The 20,495-nt window shown below is 73.5% G+C and carries 17 protein-coding genes; 12 read left to right on the forward strand and 5 right to left on the reverse strand.

Going from position 1 to position 20,495, the window contains the following annotated elements:
- Positions 1-34: 34 nt before the first annotated feature.
- From ABZ898_RS21035 to ABZ898_RS21045, 3 genes are read right to left on the reverse strand one after another with little or no spacing between them, the layout of a single operon-like run.
- Complete coding sequence (locus ABZ898_RS21035) at positions 35-1,336, reverse strand: coenzyme F420-0:L-glutamate ligase (RefSeq protein WP_361660851.1); 1,302 nt, start codon at positions 1,334-1,336, stop codon at positions 35-37.
- The gene (gene cofD, locus ABZ898_RS21040; RefSeq protein ID WP_361660855.1) at positions 1,333-2,292 is read right to left on the reverse strand and encodes a 2-phospho-L-lactate transferase; all 960 of its coding nucleotides are present in this window, start codon (positions 2,290-2,292) and stop codon (positions 1,333-1,335) included. The genes ABZ898_RS21035 and cofD overlap by 4 nt, the downstream gene beginning before the upstream one ends.
- 45 nt (positions 2,293-2,337) lie before the next feature.
- Positions 2,338-2,841, reverse strand: a complete 504-nt coding sequence (locus tag ABZ898_RS21045; protein WP_361660858.1) for a cysteine dioxygenase family protein — start codon at positions 2,839-2,841, stop codon at positions 2,338-2,340.
- A 589-nt stretch (positions 2,842-3,430) separates the two neighbouring features.
- Between ABZ898_RS21045 and ABZ898_RS21050 the strand changes: the two genes are divergently transcribed.
- From ABZ898_RS21050 to ABZ898_RS21060, 3 genes are all read left to right on the forward strand, one after another.
- Positions 3,431-3,694, forward strand: coding sequence for a WhiB family transcriptional regulator (locus ABZ898_RS21050; protein WP_030377564.1), 264 nt, complete (start codon positions 3,431-3,433; stop codon positions 3,692-3,694).
- 212 nt (positions 3,695-3,906) lie between these two features.
- Positions 3,907-7,569, forward strand: a complete 3,663-nt coding sequence (locus ABZ898_RS21055) for a glycosyltransferase (protein ID WP_361660861.1) — start codon at positions 3,907-3,909, stop codon at positions 7,567-7,569.
- Entirely contained in the window at positions 7,566-9,050 is a 1,485-nt protein-coding gene (locus tag ABZ898_RS21060) for a DUF5719 family protein (RefSeq protein WP_361660863.1), read from the forward strand. Before ABZ898_RS21055 ends, ABZ898_RS21060 begins: the two co-directional genes overlap by 4 nt.
- A gap of 36 nt (positions 9,051-9,086) precedes the next feature.
- Here the strand turns inward: ABZ898_RS21060 and ABZ898_RS21065 are convergent, their stop codons facing one another.
- Positions 9,087-9,539, reverse strand: coding sequence for a metallopeptidase family protein (locus ABZ898_RS21065; protein ID WP_361660907.1), 453 nt, complete (start codon positions 9,537-9,539; stop codon positions 9,087-9,089).
- A gap of 310 nt (positions 9,540-9,849) precedes the next feature.
- On the opposite strand from ABZ898_RS21065, the gene ABZ898_RS21070 reads away from it, so the two are divergent.
- The 8 genes from ABZ898_RS21070 to ABZ898_RS21105 all read left to right on the forward strand — a co-directional run bounded on the left by ABZ898_RS21070 (position 9,850) and on the right by ABZ898_RS21105 (position 18,089).
- Positions 9,850-10,272, forward strand: coding sequence for a DUF3499 domain-containing protein (locus tag ABZ898_RS21070; protein ID WP_361660866.1), 423 nt, complete (start codon positions 9,850-9,852; stop codon positions 10,270-10,272).
- Positions 10,273-10,337: 65 nt separating this feature from the next.
- Positions 10,338-11,705: a phosphomannomutase/phosphoglucomutase gene (locus tag ABZ898_RS21075; protein WP_361660910.1), complete on the forward strand. Its 1,368-nt coding sequence runs from the start codon at positions 10,338-10,340 to the stop codon at positions 11,703-11,705.
- A 144-nt stretch (positions 11,706-11,849) separates the two neighbouring features.
- Entirely contained in the window at positions 11,850-12,020 is a 171-nt protein-coding gene (locus ABZ898_RS21080) for a Trm112 family protein (RefSeq protein WP_361660869.1), read from the forward strand.
- A gap of 66 nt (positions 12,021-12,086) precedes the next feature.
- Positions 12,087-13,214, forward strand: a complete 1,128-nt coding sequence (locus tag ABZ898_RS21085) for an SIS domain-containing protein (RefSeq protein WP_361660872.1) — start codon at positions 12,087-12,089, stop codon at positions 13,212-13,214.
- Between the two features lie 53 nt (positions 13,215-13,267).
- Positions 13,268-14,416: a mannose-6-phosphate isomerase, class I gene (manA, locus tag ABZ898_RS21090; protein ID WP_361660873.1), complete on the forward strand. Its 1,149-nt coding sequence runs from the start codon at positions 13,268-13,270 to the stop codon at positions 14,414-14,416.
- A 139-nt stretch (positions 14,417-14,555) separates the two neighbouring features.
- Positions 14,556-15,536 (forward strand): cation diffusion facilitator family transporter, encoded by a 981-nt coding sequence (locus ABZ898_RS21095; protein ID WP_361660875.1) that lies wholly within the window; start codon positions 14,556-14,558, stop codon positions 15,534-15,536.
- 373 nt (positions 15,537-15,909) lie between these two features.
- On the forward strand, positions 15,910-17,367 hold the full coding sequence (ahcY, locus tag ABZ898_RS21100; RefSeq protein ID WP_361660878.1) for an adenosylhomocysteinase: 1,458 nt from the start codon (positions 15,910-15,912) through the stop codon (positions 17,365-17,367).
- Positions 17,368-17,462: 95 nt separating this feature from the next.
- The gene (locus ABZ898_RS21105; RefSeq protein WP_361660881.1) at positions 17,463-18,089 is read left to right on the forward strand and encodes a hypothetical protein; all 627 of its coding nucleotides are present in this window, start codon (positions 17,463-17,465) and stop codon (positions 18,087-18,089) included.
- Here ABZ898_RS21105 and ABZ898_RS21110 read toward each other — a convergent pair.
- Positions 18,086-18,970, reverse strand: a complete 885-nt coding sequence (locus ABZ898_RS21110) for an RDD family protein (protein ID WP_361660884.1) — start codon at positions 18,968-18,970, stop codon at positions 18,086-18,088. The genes ABZ898_RS21105 and ABZ898_RS21110 overlap by 4 nt on opposite strands.
- A 143-nt stretch (positions 18,971-19,113) precedes the next feature.
- Between ABZ898_RS21110 and ABZ898_RS21115 the strand changes: the two genes are divergently transcribed.
- On the forward strand, positions 19,114-20,121 hold the full coding sequence (locus ABZ898_RS21115) for a stage II sporulation protein M (protein ID WP_361660887.1): 1,008 nt from the start codon (positions 19,114-19,116) through the stop codon (positions 20,119-20,121).
- Positions 20,122-20,495 lie beyond the last annotated feature (374 nt).

Consider the following 20,495-nt stretch of genomic DNA (forward strand, 5'->3'; position numbering starts at 1 on the left):
GGTGCGGGGGGTGTCCTTAAGAGACTAGGACCTTTCAGCGCACCTCGATGAAGGCTTCCGCCTCCCGCGCCGGGCGGGCGGCCGGTTCCCGGTCCGGGTGGCCGATCGCCACCGCGCCCATCGGGTCCCAGTGGGCGGGCAGGCCCAGCACCTCGCGGACCACGTCACGGCAGAACATCGTGGACGACACCCAGGCCGAGCCCAGCCGCTCCCCGGCCAGCGCGACCAGGAAGTTCTGCACGCCCGCGCCCGTGGCGACCACGAACATCTCCCGCTCGGCCGCGTCCCGGCGCGCGTCGCCGTAGGTGTGCGAGCCGTCCATGACGAGGCAGGGCACCGCCAGGTACGGCGCGTTGCGCAGCACGTCACCGCGCCGGACCCGCTTGGCGATGGACTCCTCGCTCTTGCCGTCCCGGCGCAGGTCGGCGATCCAGGCGTCCCGCATCGCGTCCAGCAGCGCGAGCCGCGAGGCGGCCGACTCCAGCAGCACGAACCGCCACGGCGTGGTGTGGTGCGGGGCGGGCGCGGTCACCGCTGCGGCCACCGCCCGGCGGACCGAGCCGGGGTCGACCGGCTCGTCGGTGAAGGCCCGTACGGTGCGGCGCAGGCTCACCGCCTCCCGTACCGCCTCGGAGGTGCCGAGCCGGAACATGTCGTCGCGCGCCGAGCGCACCAGCGCCCGCGCGCCCTCGCCCTGCCCGCCCGCGTCGGTGACCACGTGGGGCAGGCCGCGCACGACCGCCACCGGCAGCCCCGCCGCCTTGCCCTTGACCAGGTCGCCCGCCGAGGCGAGTTCGTCGGCCGTGGCGACGACGGTCGCCGAGAGCGGGTTGCCGTGCGCGTCGGTGCCGCCGCGCAGGTCGTCCAGGACCCGCAACCCGGCCGCGCCGATCGCCACGTCGGTGAGCCCGGCGCGCCAGGGCCGGCCGAAGGTGTCGGTGACGACCACGCCCACGGTGACGCCGAGCGCCTCCCGCAGGCCCTCGCGGATCGCGCGCGCGGAGGCGTCCGGGTCCTCGGGCAGCAGCAGGACGGTGCCCTCGGCGGTGTTGGACGCGTCGACCCCGGCGGCGGCCATGACCAGGCCCTGCCGGTTCTCCACGATGCGCAGCGGACCGCGCCGGGCCACCACGCGCACCGTCTCGGCGTCGATCGCGGCCTCCCGGTCGGCGGCCCGGACGATCCGGCCCTCGGCCTTGGACACGATCTTGGAGGTGACGAGCAGCACGTCACCGTCGGCGAGGCCGGGCTCGGCGGCGGCGATCAGCTTGGCCAGGTCGTCGCCCGGGGCCACCTCGGGCAGACCGGAGGGCGCCCAGACCCGGTAACCGCTCACGCGCCCCGCACCTCCTCGGCCAGCGCCAGCGCCTGCCGCGCCATCTCGGCGGTCGCGTCCGGGTCGCTCATCATCAGCGGGACGGCACGGCAGCGGATGCCGGCCGCCTCCACCGTCCCGACCGAGCCCGCGTCCACGGTGTCGACGAGCCAGCCGTCCAGCAGGCCCGAGCCGTAGTGCGCGGCGACCGCGGCGGCGGTGGACTCCACGCCGACGGCCGCGAGCACCTTGTCGGCCATCCCACGCACCGGCGCGTCACCGACGATGGGGGAGAGCCCGACCACCGGGACGCCCGCCTCGGCGATGGCCTCCCGGATGCCGGGCACCGCGAGGATGGTGCCCACGGACACCACCGGGTTGGACGGCGGGAAGAGGATGACGTCGGCCTCCGCGACGGCCTCCAGCACGCCGGGCGCGGGCTTGGCCTGCTCGGCGCCGACCGGCACGACCGCCTCGGCGGGCACGGAGGCGCGCAGCCGTACCCAGTACTCCTGGAAGTGGACCGCCCTGCGCTCGCCGTCGATGTCGACGGCGACGTGGGTCTCCACCCGGTCGTCGGTCATCGGGATCAGCTTCACGCCCGGCTTCCAGCGGTCGCACAGCGCCTCGGTGACCGCGCTCAGCGGATACCCGGCGCCCAGCATCTGGGTCCGCACGATGTGGGTGGCGAAGTCCCGGTCGCCGAGCCCGAACCAGCCCGGTCCGGCGCCGTAGGCGGCGAGCTCCTCCTTGAGGCGGAAGGTCTCGCCCTCGCGTCCCCAGCCCTGTTCCTCGTCGATGCCGCCGCCCAGCGTGTACATCACGGTGTCGAGATCCGGACAGACCTTGAGCCCGAAGAGATGGATGTCGTCGCCGGTGTTGCCGATGACCGTGATGTCCGCGTCCGGGGCGGCCTGCTTCAGACCGCGCAGGAAACGGGCACCGCCGATGCCGCCTGCCAGAACCACAATGCGCATGGGATCAGTGTGTCAGCAGCCGCCGACAGCCCGTGCGGCCGGTGATCACACCCCGGCCGGGCTCGGCTCCGTACGGGCCTCGCAGTGCGGGGCGTGCATCGGCATCTCGGTGAGGCCCGGGTGGTAGATGTGCAGGCTGACCGCGGGCTCCAGGGCGTCGTTGACCACGTCGTGCACATAACCGGGCGCGAAGACCCGCTGGGCACCGGCGGCGAGGCTGCGGGTGCCCCGCCCGGTGCGCTCGGTCAGGGTGCCCTCCAGCACGGTGAGGATGCCGCAGGAGCGGCCGTGGTCGTGCGGTCCGCTGCCCTGGCCGGGCACCCAGGACAGCAGCCACACCTCGTAGCCGGGCCCGGTGCGCAGCCGGTGGTACCAGCGGGTGGTGGCGTCGTAGCGGACCAGGTGGGCCCACTGGCCGCGGTCGGCGGCGACGGACCGGGCGAGCCCGGCGAACTCGGCGACGGTCAGCGGGTGCTCGCGGGGCGGCTGGAGAAGGTGCGGGACCTCGAGGATGTCGCCGGCGATCTGCAGGTCGTTGTCGCTGTTCATGGGGGTGTGGGGTTCCTCGGCTCAGAGGCGGTGGCTGGGAGTCGCTGGGCCCCGGCCCGGATCACGGGCGTACGGGCGGGTGTCCCCGGAGGGTGGGGGAACGGCGGGACGCGTCGGGCCTCGTGTGGGCCCGGGGTCGGCTGGAGCGCGGTCGGCTCAACAGCAGGTACAGCAACAACAGCGCACGCGGACGGCACCGGGGGACCCGGCGATGCGGGTCGTGGCGGGTGCGAAGTCGGCGAGCATGCCCTCTAGGACAGCGGTTCACACCTGCCGTGTCAACTCGTGCCCCGCTTCGGGGGCACGGTTCACCTCATCCGGTGCATCCCTCAGGTGAAAGGTTTGTGCACCCCGAACCGGGGACACATGGCGCACATCCGGGTGGCGCCCCTCGGCGTCCTCAGCCGCGCGTCAAGGTTTATGGCGATTTGAACACTTAACGCAGAGCCTTGGTTCCGCAGAGTGAATAACGGGCTCAATAGCAGATCTCGGCTTGACTCGCTCGGAGCAGCACACTTGTAATTTCACTCGTGTCGTTCGGCCGGGACCGGCCAGGCACGGGGACGCGAAAGACAGACGAGGGGCGCACATGACCGAGCTCGTGGAGCAACTGCTGGTCGACGACGCGGACGAGGAACTCGGCTGGCAGGAGCGCGCGCTGTGCGCCCAGACCGATCCCGAGTCCTTCTTCCCCGAGAAGGGCGGCTCCACGAGAGAGGCCAAGAAGGTCTGCCTCGCGTGCGAGGTCCGCTCCGAATGCCTCGAGTACGCCCTCGCCAACGACGAGCGCTTCGGCATCTGGGGCGGCCTGTCCGAGCGGGAGCGCCGCCGCCTGAAGAAGGCCGCCGTCTGACCGGTGCCACCGCCGCACGCCGCCCCCCCGGGCCGGCGAACGGCCCCCGGGTACACGCACATACGGTGCGAACGGCCCGTCGCACGTGGGTTGTCCACAGGCGGCGGGCCGTCGTCATGACCGACCGATAGTGTGGGCGCTCGTCCGAGACGCCTGTCCTGCGAGAGGCCCAGGCGTCCACCGCAGTCCATCGAACCGGGGCCCGTACCTCGATGTCCGTGCACAGCCATACGGCAGCCCAACACGACGCTGCCACCCCTGAGTTCCCGCGCCACGTGGTGACGGCCGTCCTCGTCACCCACGACGGCGCCCGCTGGCTGCCCGACGCGCTCGCCGGGCTGCTCGGCCAGGAGCGCCCCGTGCAGTACGCGGTCGCGGCCGACACCGGCAGCGCGGACGACTCCGCCCGAATGGTCACCGAGACCCTCGGGGACGAGGCCGTCGTCCACCTGGCCCGGCGCACCGGCTTCGGCCAGGCGGTGGAGGAGGCGACCCGCCTCGCGCCCGTCCTCACCCCGGACGAACTGCCCTACCTCAGGCGTCCGAACAGCTGGGACCCCGCCACCCGCACCTGGCGCGACGACGCCTACGACCTGCCCGAACTGCCCCACGGCGAGCCGGTCCAGTGGCTCTGGCTGCTGCACGACGACTGCGCACCCGAACCCGACGCCCTCGCCGAGCTGCTGAGGGTCGTCGAGAACGAACTCGAGCTCGGCCGGGACGACGTGGCCGTGGTCGGCCCCAAGCTCCGCGGCTGGTACGACCGCAGGCAACTGCTGGAGGTCGGCGTCTCCATCGCCAACTCCGGCCGCCGCTGGACCGGCCTGGACCGCCGCGAGCAGGACCAGGGCCAGCACGACCACGTCCGCACCGTGCTCTCCGTCTCCACCGCGGGCATGCTGATCCGCCGCGACGTCTTCGAGCGGCTCGGCGGATTCGACCGCCGGCTGCCCCTGATGCGCGACGACGTCGACCTGTGCTGGCGCGCCCACAGCGAGGGCTACCGCGTCCTCGTCGCCCCCGACGCCGTCGTACGGCACGCGGAGGCCGCCTCCCGCGAGCGCCGCACCGTCGACTGCGCGGGCCGCACCACCGCCTCCCCGCACAAGGTGGACAAGGCCGGTGCCGTCCACACCCTGCTCGCCAACACCCGCACGGCCGCGCTGCCCTGGGTGCTGCTCCGGCTGGTCCTCGGCACCCTCCTGCGCACCCTCGCCTACCTCGTCGGCAAGGTGCCGGGACAGGCGCTGGACGAGATCCGCGGCCTGCTCGGCGTCCTGCTGCGCCCCGAGCGCATCCTCGCCGCCCGGCGCGACCGCGGCCCCTCCCAGCTCGACAAGGACGAACTGCGGCAGCTCTTCCCGCCGCCCGGCGCCACCATCCGCGCCACGGCCGAACAGATCGCCGCCGACTTCTCCACCAGCTCCGACATCGACACCTCGGCGGGCCGGCACGGCAGCGCCGTCGAGTCCGGACCCGGCGGCGACGACGCCGACTTCCTGGAGATCGAGCAGTTCGCCCGGCTCAAGCGCATCGCCCGCAAACCCGGCCCGGTGCTCTTCCTCGCCCTGCTCGGGATCTCGCTTGTCGCCTGCCGCGCCCTGCTGGGCGGCGGCGCCCTCGCGGGCGGCGCGCTGCTGCCCGTCCCGCCCGGCGCGAGCGACCTGTGGGCGGCCTTCGGTACCGCCTGGCACCCCGTCGGCGCCGGAAGCACCACCTCCGCGCCGCCCTACCTCGCCGTCGTGGCGACGCTCGCCTCGCTCTTCCTCGGCTCCACCGGACTCGCGGTCACCGTGCTGCTGGTCTGCTCGGTGCCGCTGGCGGGCTTCACCGCCTACTTCGCCTCCCGGCCGCTGGTCAGCTCCCGGCTGCTGCGCGCCTGGGCGGCCATCGCCTACGCCTTCCTGCCCGCCACCACCGGCGCGCTGGCCCAGGGCCGCATCGGCACCGCCGTACTCGCCGTGCTGCTCCCGCTCATCGCCCGCGCGGGCGTCGCCGCCAGCGGCCTCGCGAGCCGCTCCGGCGCCCGCGGCAGCTGGCGCGCCACCTGGGCGTACGCGCTGCTGCTGACCATCACCACCGCCTTCACGCCCGTCGTCTGGCCCGCCGCGCTGGTCCTCGGCATCGGTGTGCTCGTCCTGCGGCGCTCCGACCCGGTCGCCCACCTGCTGCGCTTCCTCGCCCAGCTCGGCACCCCGCTGCTGGTCCTCGCGCCCTGGTCGCTGACCCTGCTGCCGACCGGCTTCTTCACCGAGGCCGGACTCGACTTCGGGGCCTCGGCCGCCACCGCCTTTGACCTGCTCGGCACCAGCCCGGGCGGACCCGGCACCGTGTCCGGAACCCTGCTCATCGGCATCGTCCTGGCCGCGCTGGCCGCACTCCTGCGCTCCGAGCGCCGGCTGGGCATCCGTGCCGCCTGGGCCGTCGCCCTGACCGGGCTGCTGCTCGCGGTGCTGGCCAACCGCTCCGTCTGGGCCGGACCGGCCACCCTGGTCTACGGCATCGCCCTGCTCGCCGCCGCCGCGCTCGGCGCGGACGGGGCCCGCGCGCGGGTCGCCGAGCAGAGCTTCGGCTGGCGCCAGCCGGTCGCCGCCCTGATCGCGCTGGCCTGCGCCGTCGGCCCGCTGGTCGCCGCCGCCGGCTGGATGATCCGGGGCGCCGACGGCCCCCTGGAGCGCCGCGACCCCGCCCAGGTACCGGCCTTCGTCGCCGAGGACGCCGGCACCCGCGACCAGGCACGCACCCTGGTCCTCGACAGCGACTCCGCCGCGCGCGTCCGCTACACCCTGGTCCGCGGCTCCGGCGCGCGCATGGGCGACGGCGAGATCGCCGCGGCCGACGGGGCGAACACCCGCCTCGACAAGGTCGTCGCCAACCTTGTCGCCGGGTCCGGCGCCGACCAGACCGGCCAGCTCGGCGGCTTCGCCGTCCGCTACGTCCTCGTCCACCAGGGCACCCCGCGCCAGATCACCCGCGTCCTGGACGCCACCCCCGGCCTCAGCCGGCTCAGCCAGCAGAACGGCAACGCCCTGTGGCGCGTCGACCGCCAGGTCGCCCGCGCCACCCTGATCGGCGCGGGCGGCTCCGGCACCCCGCAGGCCGTCGCCGCGGGACCGGTGGAGATCCACACCACCGTCCCCACCGGTTCGGGCGGCCGCGTGCTGCGCCTGGCCGACGCCGTCTCCGACGGCTGGACCGCCACCCTGGACGGCAAGCCCCTCACGTCCAAGACCGTCGACGGCTGGGCCCAGGGCTTCGAACTCCCCGCGGGCGGCGGCAGGCTGGACGTCACCTACGACGCCCCGTTCACCCACACCGTCTGGCTGTGGGCCCAGGGAGCGCTCGCCGTCCTCCTCGTCGTCCTCGCCCTGCCGGGCCGCCGCCGGGACGTCGACGACGACCTCCCCGAGGAGCAGCCCGTCCCCGCCCAGGCCATGGAGGGCGACGGCCGCCGCGCCCGCCGCCTGCGCGCCCAGGCGGAGGCCGAGGAGGCCGCGGAGGCGCCGGAGGTCCCGCAGGAAGAGGCCGAGCAGTACGCCGACCCCGACTTCCCGCCGTACGGGCAGCAGGAACAGCCCGTCGTCCCCCAGCAGCAGCCCTACGCCGACTGGGACACCGGCACGAACACCTACGCCGACCCCGACTACGCGGCCTACCCCGCCGACCCCTACCAGGCGCCGTACCAGAACCCCGGGTACGACCAGGGCGCGTACCAGCCCGACCCCTACGCGCAGCAGCCCTACGACCCCTACGGCTACGGCGGCCGGCCCGACCAGCAGCCGTACGACCCGGCGGCCCACCCACAGGGCTACGACCCCGCCCAGCAGCCGCCCTACGGCGACGGCAGTGAGCGCCACGACGGGAGCCAGCAGTGAACCGCACGACCCTGTCCCTGATCGCCTGCACCGTCGCCCTGGCCGCCGTCACCGGGTTCGCCGCGTTCGACCCGCCCGCCGCCTCCGGCGCGGGCGCGGCCGCCGGCGCCACCGAACGGCCCGTGGAGCGCACCGGACTGCTGTGCCCGGCGCCGAGCTTCTCCGACATCGCCGACACCGCGTACACCTCCTTCACCCCCGTCACCCAGGGCGCCGGGAGCGGCGGCCGTGCCGCGCTGGAAGCGGCCGCCGTGCAGAGCGCCGACGGCAAGGGGGCCAGGAGCGGCGACAAGAAGACCGAGCCGGTGCTCACCCCGAAGCCGCCGGGCACCCCGGCCACGGGCGACACCTCCGGGAGCGACACACCCGCGCTGACCGGCACCGCCGACGGCAAGTACGCGCCCGGCTGGACCGTGCAGGAGACGACGCGGATCGCCGCGGGCACCGGCCGCGGCCTCCAGGGCGTCACCTGCACCCCCGCCGACACCGACTTCTGGTTCCCCGGCGCCAGCACGGCCGAGGGCCGCACCGACTACGTCCACCTCACCAACCCCGACGACGCGGCCGCCGTCGTCGACATCAAGCTCTACGGCAAGGGCGGCGCCCTGAAGTCCGCCGTGGCCGACGGCATCACCGTGCCGCCGCACTCCAGCGAGCCGGTGCTGCTCTCCACGCTCACCGACGACCCGCAGGCCGACCTCACCGTGCACGTCGGCGTGCGCAGCGGCAGGGTCGGCGCCACCGTGCAGGCCCAGGACGACGCGGGCGGCGGCGACTGGCTGCCCGCCGCGGCCGACCCGGCGGGCACGCTGGTGCTGCCCGGCATCCCCAAGGACGCCACCGACGTCCGCCTGGTCGCCTTCACCCCCGGTGACGACGACGCCGACCTCAAGGTCCGCCTGGCCTCCCCGGACGGTTCGATCACCCCGGCCGGCAACGAGACCGTGCACGTCAAGGCGGGCATGACCACCGCCGTCGACCTCGGTCCCGTCACCCGGGGCGAGCCGGGTTCGCTGATCCTCACGCCCACCGACGACGCCGTCCCGGTCGTCGCGGCGCTGCGCGTCGTGCGCGGCAAGGGGGCCAAGCAGGAGACGGCGTACATCCCCGCCACCGCCCCCGTCGGCCGCCGCGCCACCGCCGCCGACAACACGGCCGAGGGCTCCACGCTGTCCCTGACCGCGCCCACCCGCACGGCCACCGTCAAGGTCACCGCCTCGGCGGGCAGCGAGGGCGGCAGCCCGGCGACCAAGACGTACACGATCAAGTCCGGCACCAGCCAGGACATCAGCGCCCCCGAGGGCGGCAAGGGCACGTACGCGCTGACCGTGGAGACCGTCTCCGGCGGCCCCGTCCACGCCGCCCGCACCCTCACCGGCACCGAAGGTGTCTCCGGATTCACCATCCAGACCCTCCCGAACGACCGCGGCCTGGTCGCGGTGCCCCGGGCGGAACAGGACCTGTCGGTACTGCAGCGGTGACGCGCGCGGGCGGCCGCCCGGCAGGACGGCCGCCCGTTACTCCTCGCCGTACCGGGGGTCCACCGTCTCCGGGGTCAGCCCCAGCAGCTCGGCGACCTGCTCCACGACCACCTCGTGCACCAGCTCGGCGCGTTCGTCGCGGCCCTTGGTGCGGATCTCGATCGGCCGCCGGTACACCACGACCCGCGCCCGGCGCCCCTCCCGCGCGGGGACGATCCCGCCCAGCGGCACGCCCTCGTCGGCCGGCGCGTCCGCGCCGGTGCCCTCCAGCCGGGGCACCTCCAGCACCAGGAACTCCACCTCGGCGAGCTGCTCCCAGCGCCGCTCCAGCCGCTCCACCGAGTCGCGGACCAGGTCCGCGAAGACCTCGGCGCGACTGGCCGCCAGCGGCACCTGCGGCGGCGCGACGGGGCCCCGCATGCCCCGCCCGTGACGATCACGGCGGCGGGGGCGGGGGCCTGCGGGACTGGGCGTTCCACGGTCGTCCATCACCGCAGAAGGGTAGTCCTCGCCCGCCCGGCGCGCCCGGTTCCACGCGGCAGCCGCCCGGACAGGCACACGCGAGCGCCTCCGCGCACGGCCTCCCCGGACTCTTCGCGCACTTTTCTCCCCTTGTTCGCACGGTCGTCTTCCCGCCACGGCAGGGCCCTTCCGGCCACCACGCGCCTCGCCGACCGGCCCCGGCCGAAGTAGTTTGTACCGGATCATCACCCGATGCACCCCCGCCCGTGCCCGCCCGGAGGGCCGCCGCGCCGGGCGCCGAGGGGTGGCGCGCGGCACGACACGGGGTGGTGACCTGGTGGAGAGTCGTCGCGGCCCGCTCAAGAGTGCGGTACCGTCCAACATCGTGAGCCTTGTACGTCGCTGTTCGCGCACCGCCTGCGGCCGACCCGCCGTTGCGACGCTGACGTACGTCTACGCCGACTCGACCGCGGTCCTCGGCCCCCTCGCCACCTACGCCGAACCCCACTGCTACGACCTGTGTGCCGAGCACTCCGAGCGCCTCACCGCCCCGCGCGGCTGGGAAGTCGTCCGGCTGCTCGACGGCTCCGCCCCGGCCCGCCCCAGCGGCGACGACCTGGAGGCACTCGCCAACGCGGTCCGGGAGGCGGCCCGTCCGCAGGAGCGCGCGGCCGGAACGACGGGCGGCGCACGCACCGCCGACCCCATGGAAGTCGCCCGGCGCGGCCACCTGCGGGTCCTGCGCTCCCCCGACAACTGAGCACCCTCCCCGCCCCCGCCCACCCCAACAGGTAGTTTTGGGCCCTCAGTGGACTTTCAGGAGGGCTGGCCGTGGCTGATCTGTCGCAGATCGTGAAGGCGTACGACGTGCGCGGAGTGGTCCCGGACCAGTGGGACGAAGCGCTCGCCGAACTCTTCGGCGCCGCCTTCACCGAGGTCACGGACGCCACCGCCGTCGTCGTCGGCCACGACATGCGCCCCTCCTCGCCCGCCCTGTCCCGGGCCTTCGCGCGCGGCGCGCTGAGCCGGGGCGCGGACGTCACCGAGATCGGCCTGTGCTCCACCGACCAGCTCTACTACGCCTCGGGCGCGCTGGACCTGCCCGGCGCCATGTTCACCGCCTCGCACAACCCGGCGCAGTACAACGGCATCAAGATGTGCCGCGCGGGCGCGGCGCCCGTCGGCCAGGACACCGGGCTCGCCGAGATCCGTGCCCTGACCGAGCGCTGGCTGGAGTCGGGCGCCCCGGCCCCGGCCGCCACGCCGGGCACCCTCACCACGCGCGAAACGCTCCAGGACTACGCCGCCTACCTGCGCTCCCTGGTCGACCTGACCGCGATCCGCCCGCTGAAGGTCGTCGTGGACGCGGGCAACGGCATGGGCGGCCACACCGTCCCGACCGTCCTCGAAGGACTGCCCCTGACGGTCGTCCCGATGTACTTCGAGCTGGACGGAACCTTCCCCAACCACGAGGCCAACCCGCTGGACCCGGCCAACCTCGTGGACCTGCGCAAGCGGGTCGCGCAGGAGGGCGCCGACCTCGGCCTCGCCTTCGACGGCGACGCCGACCGCTGCTTCGTCGTGGACGAGAACGGCGACCCGGTCTCCCCGTCCGCCGTCACCGCCCTGGTCGCCGCCCGCGAGCTCGCCCGCAACGGCGGCTCGGGCACGGTCATCCACAACCTGATCACCTCCCGCACGGTCGTCGAGGTGGTCCGCGAGCACGGCGGCACCCCGGTCCGCACCCGCGTCGGCCACTCCTTCATCAAGGCCGAGATGGCCCGCTCCGGCGCGATCTTCGGCGGCGAGCACTCCGCCCACTACTACTTCAAGGACTTCTGGAACGCGGACACCGGCATGCTGGCCGCCCTCCACGTCCTGGCGGCCCTGGGTACCCAGCCCACCCCCCTCTCCGCCCTGACCGCCGAGTACGACCGCTACGCGGGCTCCGGCGAGATCAACTCCACGGTCACCGACCAGGCCGGCCGCCTGGCAGCCCTCCGCGCCGCCTACGAGCCGCTGCCCGACACGGCCCTGGACACCCTGGACGGCCTCACCGTCTCCACCCCCGCCTGGTGGTTCAACGTCCGCCCCTCCAACACCGAACCCCTGCTCCGCCTGAACGCGGAGGCGGAGGACGAGGCGATGATGACGAAGATCCGGGACGAGGTCCTGGCGATCATCCGCGCGTAGAGTCCCCGGCGCCCCCACGAGGGCACGTATCCGGCCGAACGGGACGGGCAGGCGGGTGGGAAACACCCGCCGAACCCGCGGAGCGACTCGCGGTACGCTGACCAGCACATCCGTAGACGCCGTTTCCGCCCGAAGGGACACCCCATGCCGCTCGAAGCCGGTCTCCTGGAGATCCTGGCCTGCCCGGCCTGCCACGCCCCCCTTAAGGAGCGGGACGAGGAACTGGTCTGCACCGGCCAGGGCTGCGGCCTGGCCTACCCCGTCCGCGACGGCATCCCGGTCCTCCTGGTCGACGAGGCCCGCCGCCCCGCGTAGGGCACCGCCCGCCGAAGGAACATCGCGCCCGCGCAGTAGGACCCCGGCGACCGGAGGCCCCCGCACATGCTCGACGAATCGCTCCTGGACACCCCGGAGGGCCTCGCGGCGGCCGACCGCCGAGGGCTGCTGCGTGGCGCCGCCGAGGCGGGCGCCCGGGTCCGTACCGCGGCCCGGCACGCCACCGAGGCCGGAGTCGGACGGCTCCAGCCGGACGGCCGCCCCCGCGCCGTGCTGATCGCGGGCCCCGGCGCCGCCGCCACGCACACCGCCGACCTCCTCGGCACCCTGGCCGGCCCCGGCAGCCCGGTGATCCGCCTCGAAGCGGCCGGCGTGGCCCCCGCCCCCGGTGCCCTGCGCTGGGAACTGCCCGGCTGGGCGGGCTCCGTGGACCTGCTGCTGATCGCCACCCCCGACGGCACCGAGCCGAGCCTCGGCCTCCTCGCCGAACAGGCGTACCGCCGGGGCTGCTCGGTGGTGGCCGTCGCCCCCTCCGGCACGCCTCTCGTTGAGGCGGTCGAGGGCGCCCACGGCCTGTTCATCCCGATGGCGACCGCCCCGTACGACCAGGAGGAGCCGCTCGCCGCGTCCTCCTCCGGCGTCTTCTGGGCCCTGCTCACCCCGCTGCTCGCCCTGCTCGACCGGGTCGGCCTGCTCAGCGCCGGCCCCGACGCCCTGGAGAAGGTCGCCGACCGCCTTGACCACGTCGCCGAGCGCTGCGGCCCCGCCATCGCCACGTACGGCAACGCGGCCAAGACGCTCGCCGCGGAACTCGCCGACGCCCTCCCCGTCGTCTGGACCGAGGGCACCTCCGCGGGTCCCGCCGGACGCCGCTTCGCCGCCGCGCTCGCCGAACTCGCGGGCCGCCCCGCCCTGGTGGCCGAACTCCCCGAGGCGCTCGCCGCGCACGAGGCCCTCCTCTCCGGCCCCCTGGCCGGACGCGCCGACCCGGACGACTTCTTCCGCGACCGCGTCGAGGAGGCGCCCGCGATGCACGCGCGCGTGGTGCTGCTCCGGGACCGCCCCCTCGGCGGCCTCACCGCCGCCCCCGCCGCCCGCGACCTGGCCCTCGGCCACGACACCCCGATCAGCGAACTCGAACCGGAGGAGGGCGGCGAACTGGAGACCCTCGCCGACCTGATCGCCGTCACCGATTTCGCCGCCGTTTACCTGGCGCTCGCCGCCGGCGCCTGAGCTGAACCCCTGGCACCCGGCCGGCAGCGCGCACACGGAGACAGAGAAGACACATGGACCGCCTCGACAACACCGTCCGCCCCTACGCCTGGGGCTCCTCCACCGCCATCCCGGGCCTGCTGGGCACCGAGCCCACCGGCGAACCGCAGGCCGAGATGTGGATGGGCGCGCACCCCGGAGCCCCCTCGCGCACCGCGCGCGGCACGCTGGTGGAGGTCATCGACGCCGACCCGGAGCGCGAACTGGGCGCTGGGGCGGTCGCGAAGTTCGGCCCCCGCCTGCCCTTCCTGCTCAAGATCCTCGCCGCGGGCGCACCCCTGTCCCTCCAGGTCCACCCCGACCTGGACCGGGCGCGGGAGGGCTACGCCGAGGAGGAGCGCCGGGGCATCCCCGTGGACGCCCCCGACCGCAACTACAAGGACGCCAACCACAAGCCCGAACTCATCTGCGCCCTCACCGAGTTCGACGGCTTGTGCGGCTTCCGCGCCCCCGCCGAGGCCGCCGCCCTGCTCGACGGCCTGGGTGTCGGCTCCCTCAAGCCGTACGTCGACATACTGCGCGCCCGCCCCGAGGACGCCGCCCTGCGCGAGGTGCTGACCGCGGTCCTCACCGCGGACGCCGGGGACATGGCCGAGACCGTCGCCGAGGCCACCGCCGCCTGCGTCCGCCTCGGCGGCCCGTACGCCCCCTACGCCGACATGGCCCACCACTACCCGGGCGACCCCGGTGTGATCGCGGCCATGCTGCTCAACCACGTCCGGCTCCAGCCCGGCGAGGCCCTCTTCCTCGGCGCGGGAATCCCGCACGCCTACCTCGACGGCCTCGGCGTGGAGATCATGGCCAACTCCGACAACGTCCTGCGCTGCGGCCTGACCCCCAAGCACGTCGACGTCCCCGAACTGCTGCGCGTGGTGCGCTTCGAGCCGAGCGACCCCGGCGTCCTGCGCCCCGAGGCGTCCCCGGACGGCGAGGAGGTCTACGAGACGCCCATCGACGAGTTCCGGCTCTCCCGCTGGGTCCTGCCCGGCGGCACCGCCCGCGAGCTGACCCTCGCGACCCCGCAGATCCTGCTGTGCACGGCCGGTTCCGTCAGCGTCGGCGAGCACGAACTGCTGCCCGGCCGGTCCGTCTTCGTCCCGGCGGGCGAGAAGACCGAGGCGTCCGGCGAGGGAACGCTCTTCCGCGCCACTGTGATCGTATGACCGCCTCTGTGGACACCTGACGCGCCGCACCCCGGTGGGACTGCAAGAATGACCCTCCGGCAAAGCACGGGCAAAGACGGAACCCTCCCGAAGAGTTCGGCCGTACGAGGGTGCAGAGGGCGAAGGGACTCGCGGACACATGAGCGCGTCAGGCGGTACCAAGGCGATCGTGGCGGCACTCGGCGCCAATCTGGCGATCGCGGCAGCGAAGTTCGTGGCGTTCGCGTTCAGCGGCTCCTCCTCGATGCTCGCCGAGGGCGTCCACTCGGTCGCCGACTCCGGCAACCAGTTCCTGCTGCTGATCGGCGGGAAGAAGGCGCAGCGCGAGGCGACCCCCCAGCACCCCTTCGGCTACGGCCGCGAGCGGTACATCTACGCCTTCCTCGTCTCCATCGTCCTCTTCTCCATCGGCGGCATGTTCGCCATCTACGAGGGCTACGAGAAGATCAGCCACCCGCACGCGGTGGAGCACTGGTACTGGCCGGTGGGCGTCCTCGTCTTCGCCATCATCGCCGAGGGCTTCTCCTTCCGGACGGCCATCAAGGAGTCCAACGAGCTGCGCGGCAAGCTCTCCTGGGCCCAGTTCATCCGCCGCGCCAAGGCGCCCGAGCTGCCCGTCGTCCTGCTGGAGGACTTCGGCGCGCTCATCGGTCTGGTCCTCGCCCTCGGCGGCGTCGGCATCGCCCTCCTCACCGGCAACGGCGTCTGGGACGGCATCGGCACCGTCTGCATCGGTGTCCTGCTCGTCCTGATCGCCCTCGTCCTGGCCGCCGAGACCAAGTCCCTGCTGCTCGGCGAGTCCGCCGGGCTGGAGGACGTCAAGAAGATCGAGGCCGCCATCGTCGACGGCGACACCGTCACCGGCGTCATCCACATGCGCACCCTGCACCTCGGCCCCGAGGAACTCCTCGTCGCCGCCAAGATCGCCGTCCAGCACGACGACACGGCCGCCGAGGTCGCCCACGCGATCGACGCCGCCGAGTCCCGCATCCGCGAGGCCGTGCCGATCGCCCGCGTCATCTACCTGGAGCCGGACATCTACAGCGACGCCGAGGCCGCCAAGGGTCCCGATCCGCTCGCCACGCCGGGCGGCCCGACCCCGCACCCGGCCGACCACTGAGCCCCCAGGCCCTTCGCCGAGGCCCCCGCCGCACCCCGGTCCCCACCGGATGCGCCGGGGGCCTCGGCACATCCGGCCACCCGCCCGCGCACCCACCCGTTCGCGCCACATCCTTCACCTGGACGGCACGCGGTGACCGAACGCGGACTGGGGCGCGCCCCGTCCCGCGGTGTAGCTTGGGACGGAGCCAGACGTCGCTGCTGATGGCGGTCGGGCGGTCCCTGAGCGGACCGGCCGAGGGAGAGAGGGCCTCCGACGGACTGCGCTGCGCGCACGCGGGCATGCCTGTGTCCTCTTCTCGGGGCACCCCTGTGTCCGCCGCCGCGCAGACCAGCCGTACCCATCGCGCCCCGATCCCGAGGAGCAGCCCGCCATGACCACTGTCGACAACCGACAGGACTTCAAGGTCGCCGACCTCTCCCTGGCCGAGTTCGGCCGCAAGGAGATCACCCTCGCCGAGCACGAGATGCCCGGCCTGATGTCGATCCGCAAGGAGTACGCCGCCGCCCAGCCCCTGGCCGGCGCCCGCGTCACCGGCTCCCTGCACATGACCGTGCAGACCGCCGTCCTCATCGAGACCCTCGTCGCCCTCGGCGCCGAGGTCCGCTGGGCCTCCTGCAACATCTTCTCCACCCAGGACCACGCGGCCGCCGCCATCGCCGTCGGCCCGAACGGCACCCCGGACAACCCGCAGGGCGTCCCCGTCTTCGCCTGGAAGGGCGAGACCCTGGACGAGTACTGGTGGTGCACCGAGCAGGCGCTGACCTGGCCGAACAGCCCCACCGGCGGCCCGAACATGATCCTGGACGACGGCGGCGACGCCACCCTCCTCGTCCACAAGGGCGTCGAGTACGAGAAGGACGGCAAGGTCCCCTCGCCCGACACCGCCGAGAACGACGAGCACCGCGTCATCCTCGAACTGCTCAACCGCACCATCACCGACGGCTCCCAGAAGTGGACCCAGCTCGCCTCCGAGATCCGCGGTGTCACCGAGGAGACCACCACCGGCGTCCACCGCCTGTACGAGATGCAGCGCGACGGCGTCCTGCTCTTCCCGGCGATCAACGTGAACGACGCCGTCACCAAGTCGAAGTTCGACAACAAGTACGGCTGCCGCCACTCCCTGATCGACGGCATCAACCGCGCCACCGACGTCCTCATCGGCGGCAAGACCGCCGTCGTCTGCGGCTACGGCGACGTCGGCAAGGGCTGCGCCGAGTCCCTGCGCGGCCAGGGCGCCCGCGTGATCGTCACCGAGATCGACCCGATCTGCGCGCTCCAGGCGGCCATGGACGGCTACCAGGTCACCACCCTCGACGAGGTCGTCGACAAGGCCGACATCTTCGTCACCACGACCGGCAACAAGGACATCATCATGGCCGCCGACATGGCCAAGATGAAGCACCAGGCCATCGTCGGGAACATCGGCCACTTCGACAACGAGATCGACATGGCCGGCCTGGCCGCGATCCCCGGCATCGTCAAGGACGAGGTCAAGCCGCAGGTCCACACCTGGAAGTTCCCCGACGGCAAGGTCATCATCGTCCTGTCCGAGGGCCGCCTGCTGAACCTGGGCAACGCCACCGGCCACCCGTCGTTCGTGATGTCCAACTCCTTCGCGGACCAGACCCTGGCCCAGATCGAGCTGTTCACCAAGCCCGACGAGTACCCGACCGGCGTCTACGTGCTCCCCAAGCACCTGGACGAGAAGGTCGCCCGCCTCCACCTGGACTCGCTCGGCGTCAAGCTCACCACGCTGCGCCCGGAGCAGGCCTCGTACATCGGCGTCGAGGTCGAGGGTCCCTTCAAGTCGGACCACTACCGCTACTGAGCCGCTGATCCCCGCTCGAGCACAGGCAGGCCCCCGCACCCCCGTGCCGGGGGCCTGCCCCTTTTCGCCAGACCCCAGGATCTCCAGGACCTCCCATGCCGCGCGGCCGATATTCGCTCCACGATCCGCACGATCACACCCCTCTCGCGGAAGAACACTTCCACTGCGCCCCCGGCCCCTCCGGCTGGCGCTACGTCTCCCAGCTCACCACCCCCGAGGGAGCGCACCGGGGCTCGGTCGACCTCGCCCTGGACGACCTCGGCCGCCCCATCCGCCTCGAACTCACCGCCGGCGGCTGGCAGGTGCGCGGCGCCGCCCTCGACGGCGTCACCTGGGTCCGTACCGACCCGGCCGGGCTGGAGGCGACGGAGGGCAATGTGCCCGCCCACGCCTTCACCGGCACCTCCCCGGCGTTCCTCGTCGCCACCGCGCGACTGCTGCGCCTCACCCCCTCCTCCGCCGCGACCCGTGTACGCCTCGTCGCCCTCACCGACCCGGTCCTCGCCCCCCGCACCGTGGACCAGTCCTGGGCACTGATCGACAGAGAAGCACACGCCACTGACAGCGGCCCCCTGATGGTGGACGCATACCAGGTCACCGCCCTGGACACCGGTGAGCGGCACACCGTCCACATCGCCGGGGACGTGGTCCTCTCCGCCCCCGGGATCGAGCTGGAGGAACTCCAGACCCCGCCCTCGACGTTCGACCCGCACGCCGCCTAGGCCGGGGGCGCGAACCCGGTGGGCCGGGCGCCGGTGCCGCCCTCCCCGGGACCCGGCGTCTTCCCGGTCACCGGCCCGACGGCCGGTCCGGACACGGGAGGCACAGATGCCGGGGCCTCCCCGGCCCCACCGGCGTCGTACCTGGCCTGCTGCCTGGCCTGCCGCTCATGCACCACGGCCGCCAGGAAGTCCGCCGGCCGGGCCTGGAGATCCGGAGGCACGGCGGCCCCCGTCCGGGCGGCGACATCGGCGGCCAGCCGCGAGGCCATGGACCAGGAGATCTGCGGCTGGAGCTGGTGCATCCGGGTCAGGTACTGACGCACGGCGAGCCAGAGCCCGTCCGGCACCGCCGACAGATCCAGCTCGGCGAACCTCTGCGCCGACTCCGGCGGCGGAGGCGGCACCACACCGGCCCGCCCCACCGGAATCCGCTCCCGCACGACCAGCGTCCCCGCGAACACGTCCCCGAGCCGCCGCCCCCGCGCCGAGACCAGCGAGGCGATGCACGCCACCACCCCGAACGTCATCAGGATCTCGATCATCCCGATGCCACCGCGCACCAGCGCGTGCCGGAACCGCACCGGCCCGCCGTCGTCCCGCACCACCCGCAGCCCGAACGCCAGCTTCCCCAGCGACCGCCCATGGCTCAGCGTCTCCACCGCGATCGGCCCGCCGACCAGCACCAGGAGGAAGACCGCCGCCGACAGCGCCGCCTGCGCCGCGTCGTCGAGCGACGAGGTGGCCGCCACCAGCCCCAGCACCACCGCGATGTAGACGAGCACGGCCACGACCAGATCGATCAGCACGGCCAACGCCCTGCTCGGCAGCTTGGCGGGCCGCAGCTCCAGCGCCACCGCCTCACCGGTCACCAGCTCATTCACGCGCCCGCCGTCCTTCCCCTCGCCCACCCCTGTGACGCAAGTCTGCCAAGCTGAGGGCGCATCGCGTCGCGGTACGACAAGCTGACAGCGTCCCCGTGGTTCCGCGGCAGCGGCCACGACGAGCCGAGGAGCAGGCAGACCCGATGGACCTGGACGTCTTCGTCGCCGCACACCGGGCCGAGTGGGACCGCCTCGACGCCCTGGTCCGCCGTCGGCGCCGGCTGACCGGTGCGGAGGCCGACGAACTCGTCACCCTGTACCAGCGCACCGCCACCCATCTCTCCCTCGTCCGCTCCAGCGCCCCGGACCCCCAGCTCACCGGCCGGCTCAGCCGGCTCGTGGCGCGGGCCCGCAGCGCCGTCACCGGAACCCGCCGCGCCTCCTGGCGCGACGTGACCCGGTTCCTGGGCCGCGGCTTCCCCGCCGCCGTCTACCGCGCCCGTCACTGGTGGGTGCCGACCGCACTCCTCTCCACGGCCGTGGCGGTGCTCCTGGGATGGTGGATCGGTGCCCACCCCGAGGTACAGGCGTCGATCGCCGCCCCCGGCCACCTCCGCGAGCTGACCCGCCCCGGCGGCGAGTACGAGACCTATTACTCCAGCCACCCCGCCGCGTCCTTCGCGGCGCAGGTATGGACGAACAACGCCCGCGCGGCCGCCCTCTGCCTGGTCCTGGGCGTCTTCCTGGGCCTTCCCGTCCTCTGGATCCTCTTCCAGAACATGCTGAACCTGGGCGTCGGCGCCGGCCTGATGTCCTCAGCGGGCCGCCTCGACACCTTCCTCGGCCTGGTCCTCCCGCACGGCCTGCTCGAACTCACCGCGGTCTTCGTCGCCGCCGGTACGGGGCTGCGCCTCGGCTGGACCGTGATCGACCCGGGCCCGCGCACCCGCCGCACCGCGCTCGCGGAGGAGGGCCGGGCCGCGGTGGGCATGGCCATCGGCCTCGCGCTGGTGCTGTTCGTCTCCGGCGCCATCGAGGGCTTCGTGACCCCGTCCGGCCTCCCCACCTGGGCCCGCGTCACCATCGGCATCCTGGCCGAGCTGGCCTTCCTCGCCTACGTCTACGTCCTCGGCGCCCGCGCGGTACGGGAGGGCGAGACCGGCGATCTCCCGGAGGGCGAGCGCAGTGCCTCCGTCCCCACCGCGGCCTGATGTGCGTAGAGGGCCTCTGAGCTGCTAGTCTCCTCATCGCCCCAGAAAACCCGTTGACACGGGCGGGACGGGGAGGTAGAGTCGAACAGTTGCCTGGAGCTGGACAAGTTCAGGGCTAACCGTTAAGCTTTATCTCGCTTCCAATGGAAATCGCTGAATGCGACATCCGCGAAGCACATCCGATTACACGGAAATGAACGCCGGTAAGACCGGCCGGAAACTTCTGATAGAGTCGGAACCGCCGGAAAGGGAAACGCGAAAGCGAGAACCTGGAAAGCACCGAGGAAATCGGATCGGAAAAAGATCTGATAGAGTCGGAAACACCGAAGGGAAGCCCGGAGGAAAGCCCGAGAGGGTGAGTACAAAGGAAGCGA

The organism is Streptomyces sp. NPDC046860, assembly GCF_040645115.1.
GTDB lineage: Bacteria > Actinomycetota > Actinomycetes > Streptomycetales > Streptomycetaceae > Streptomyces.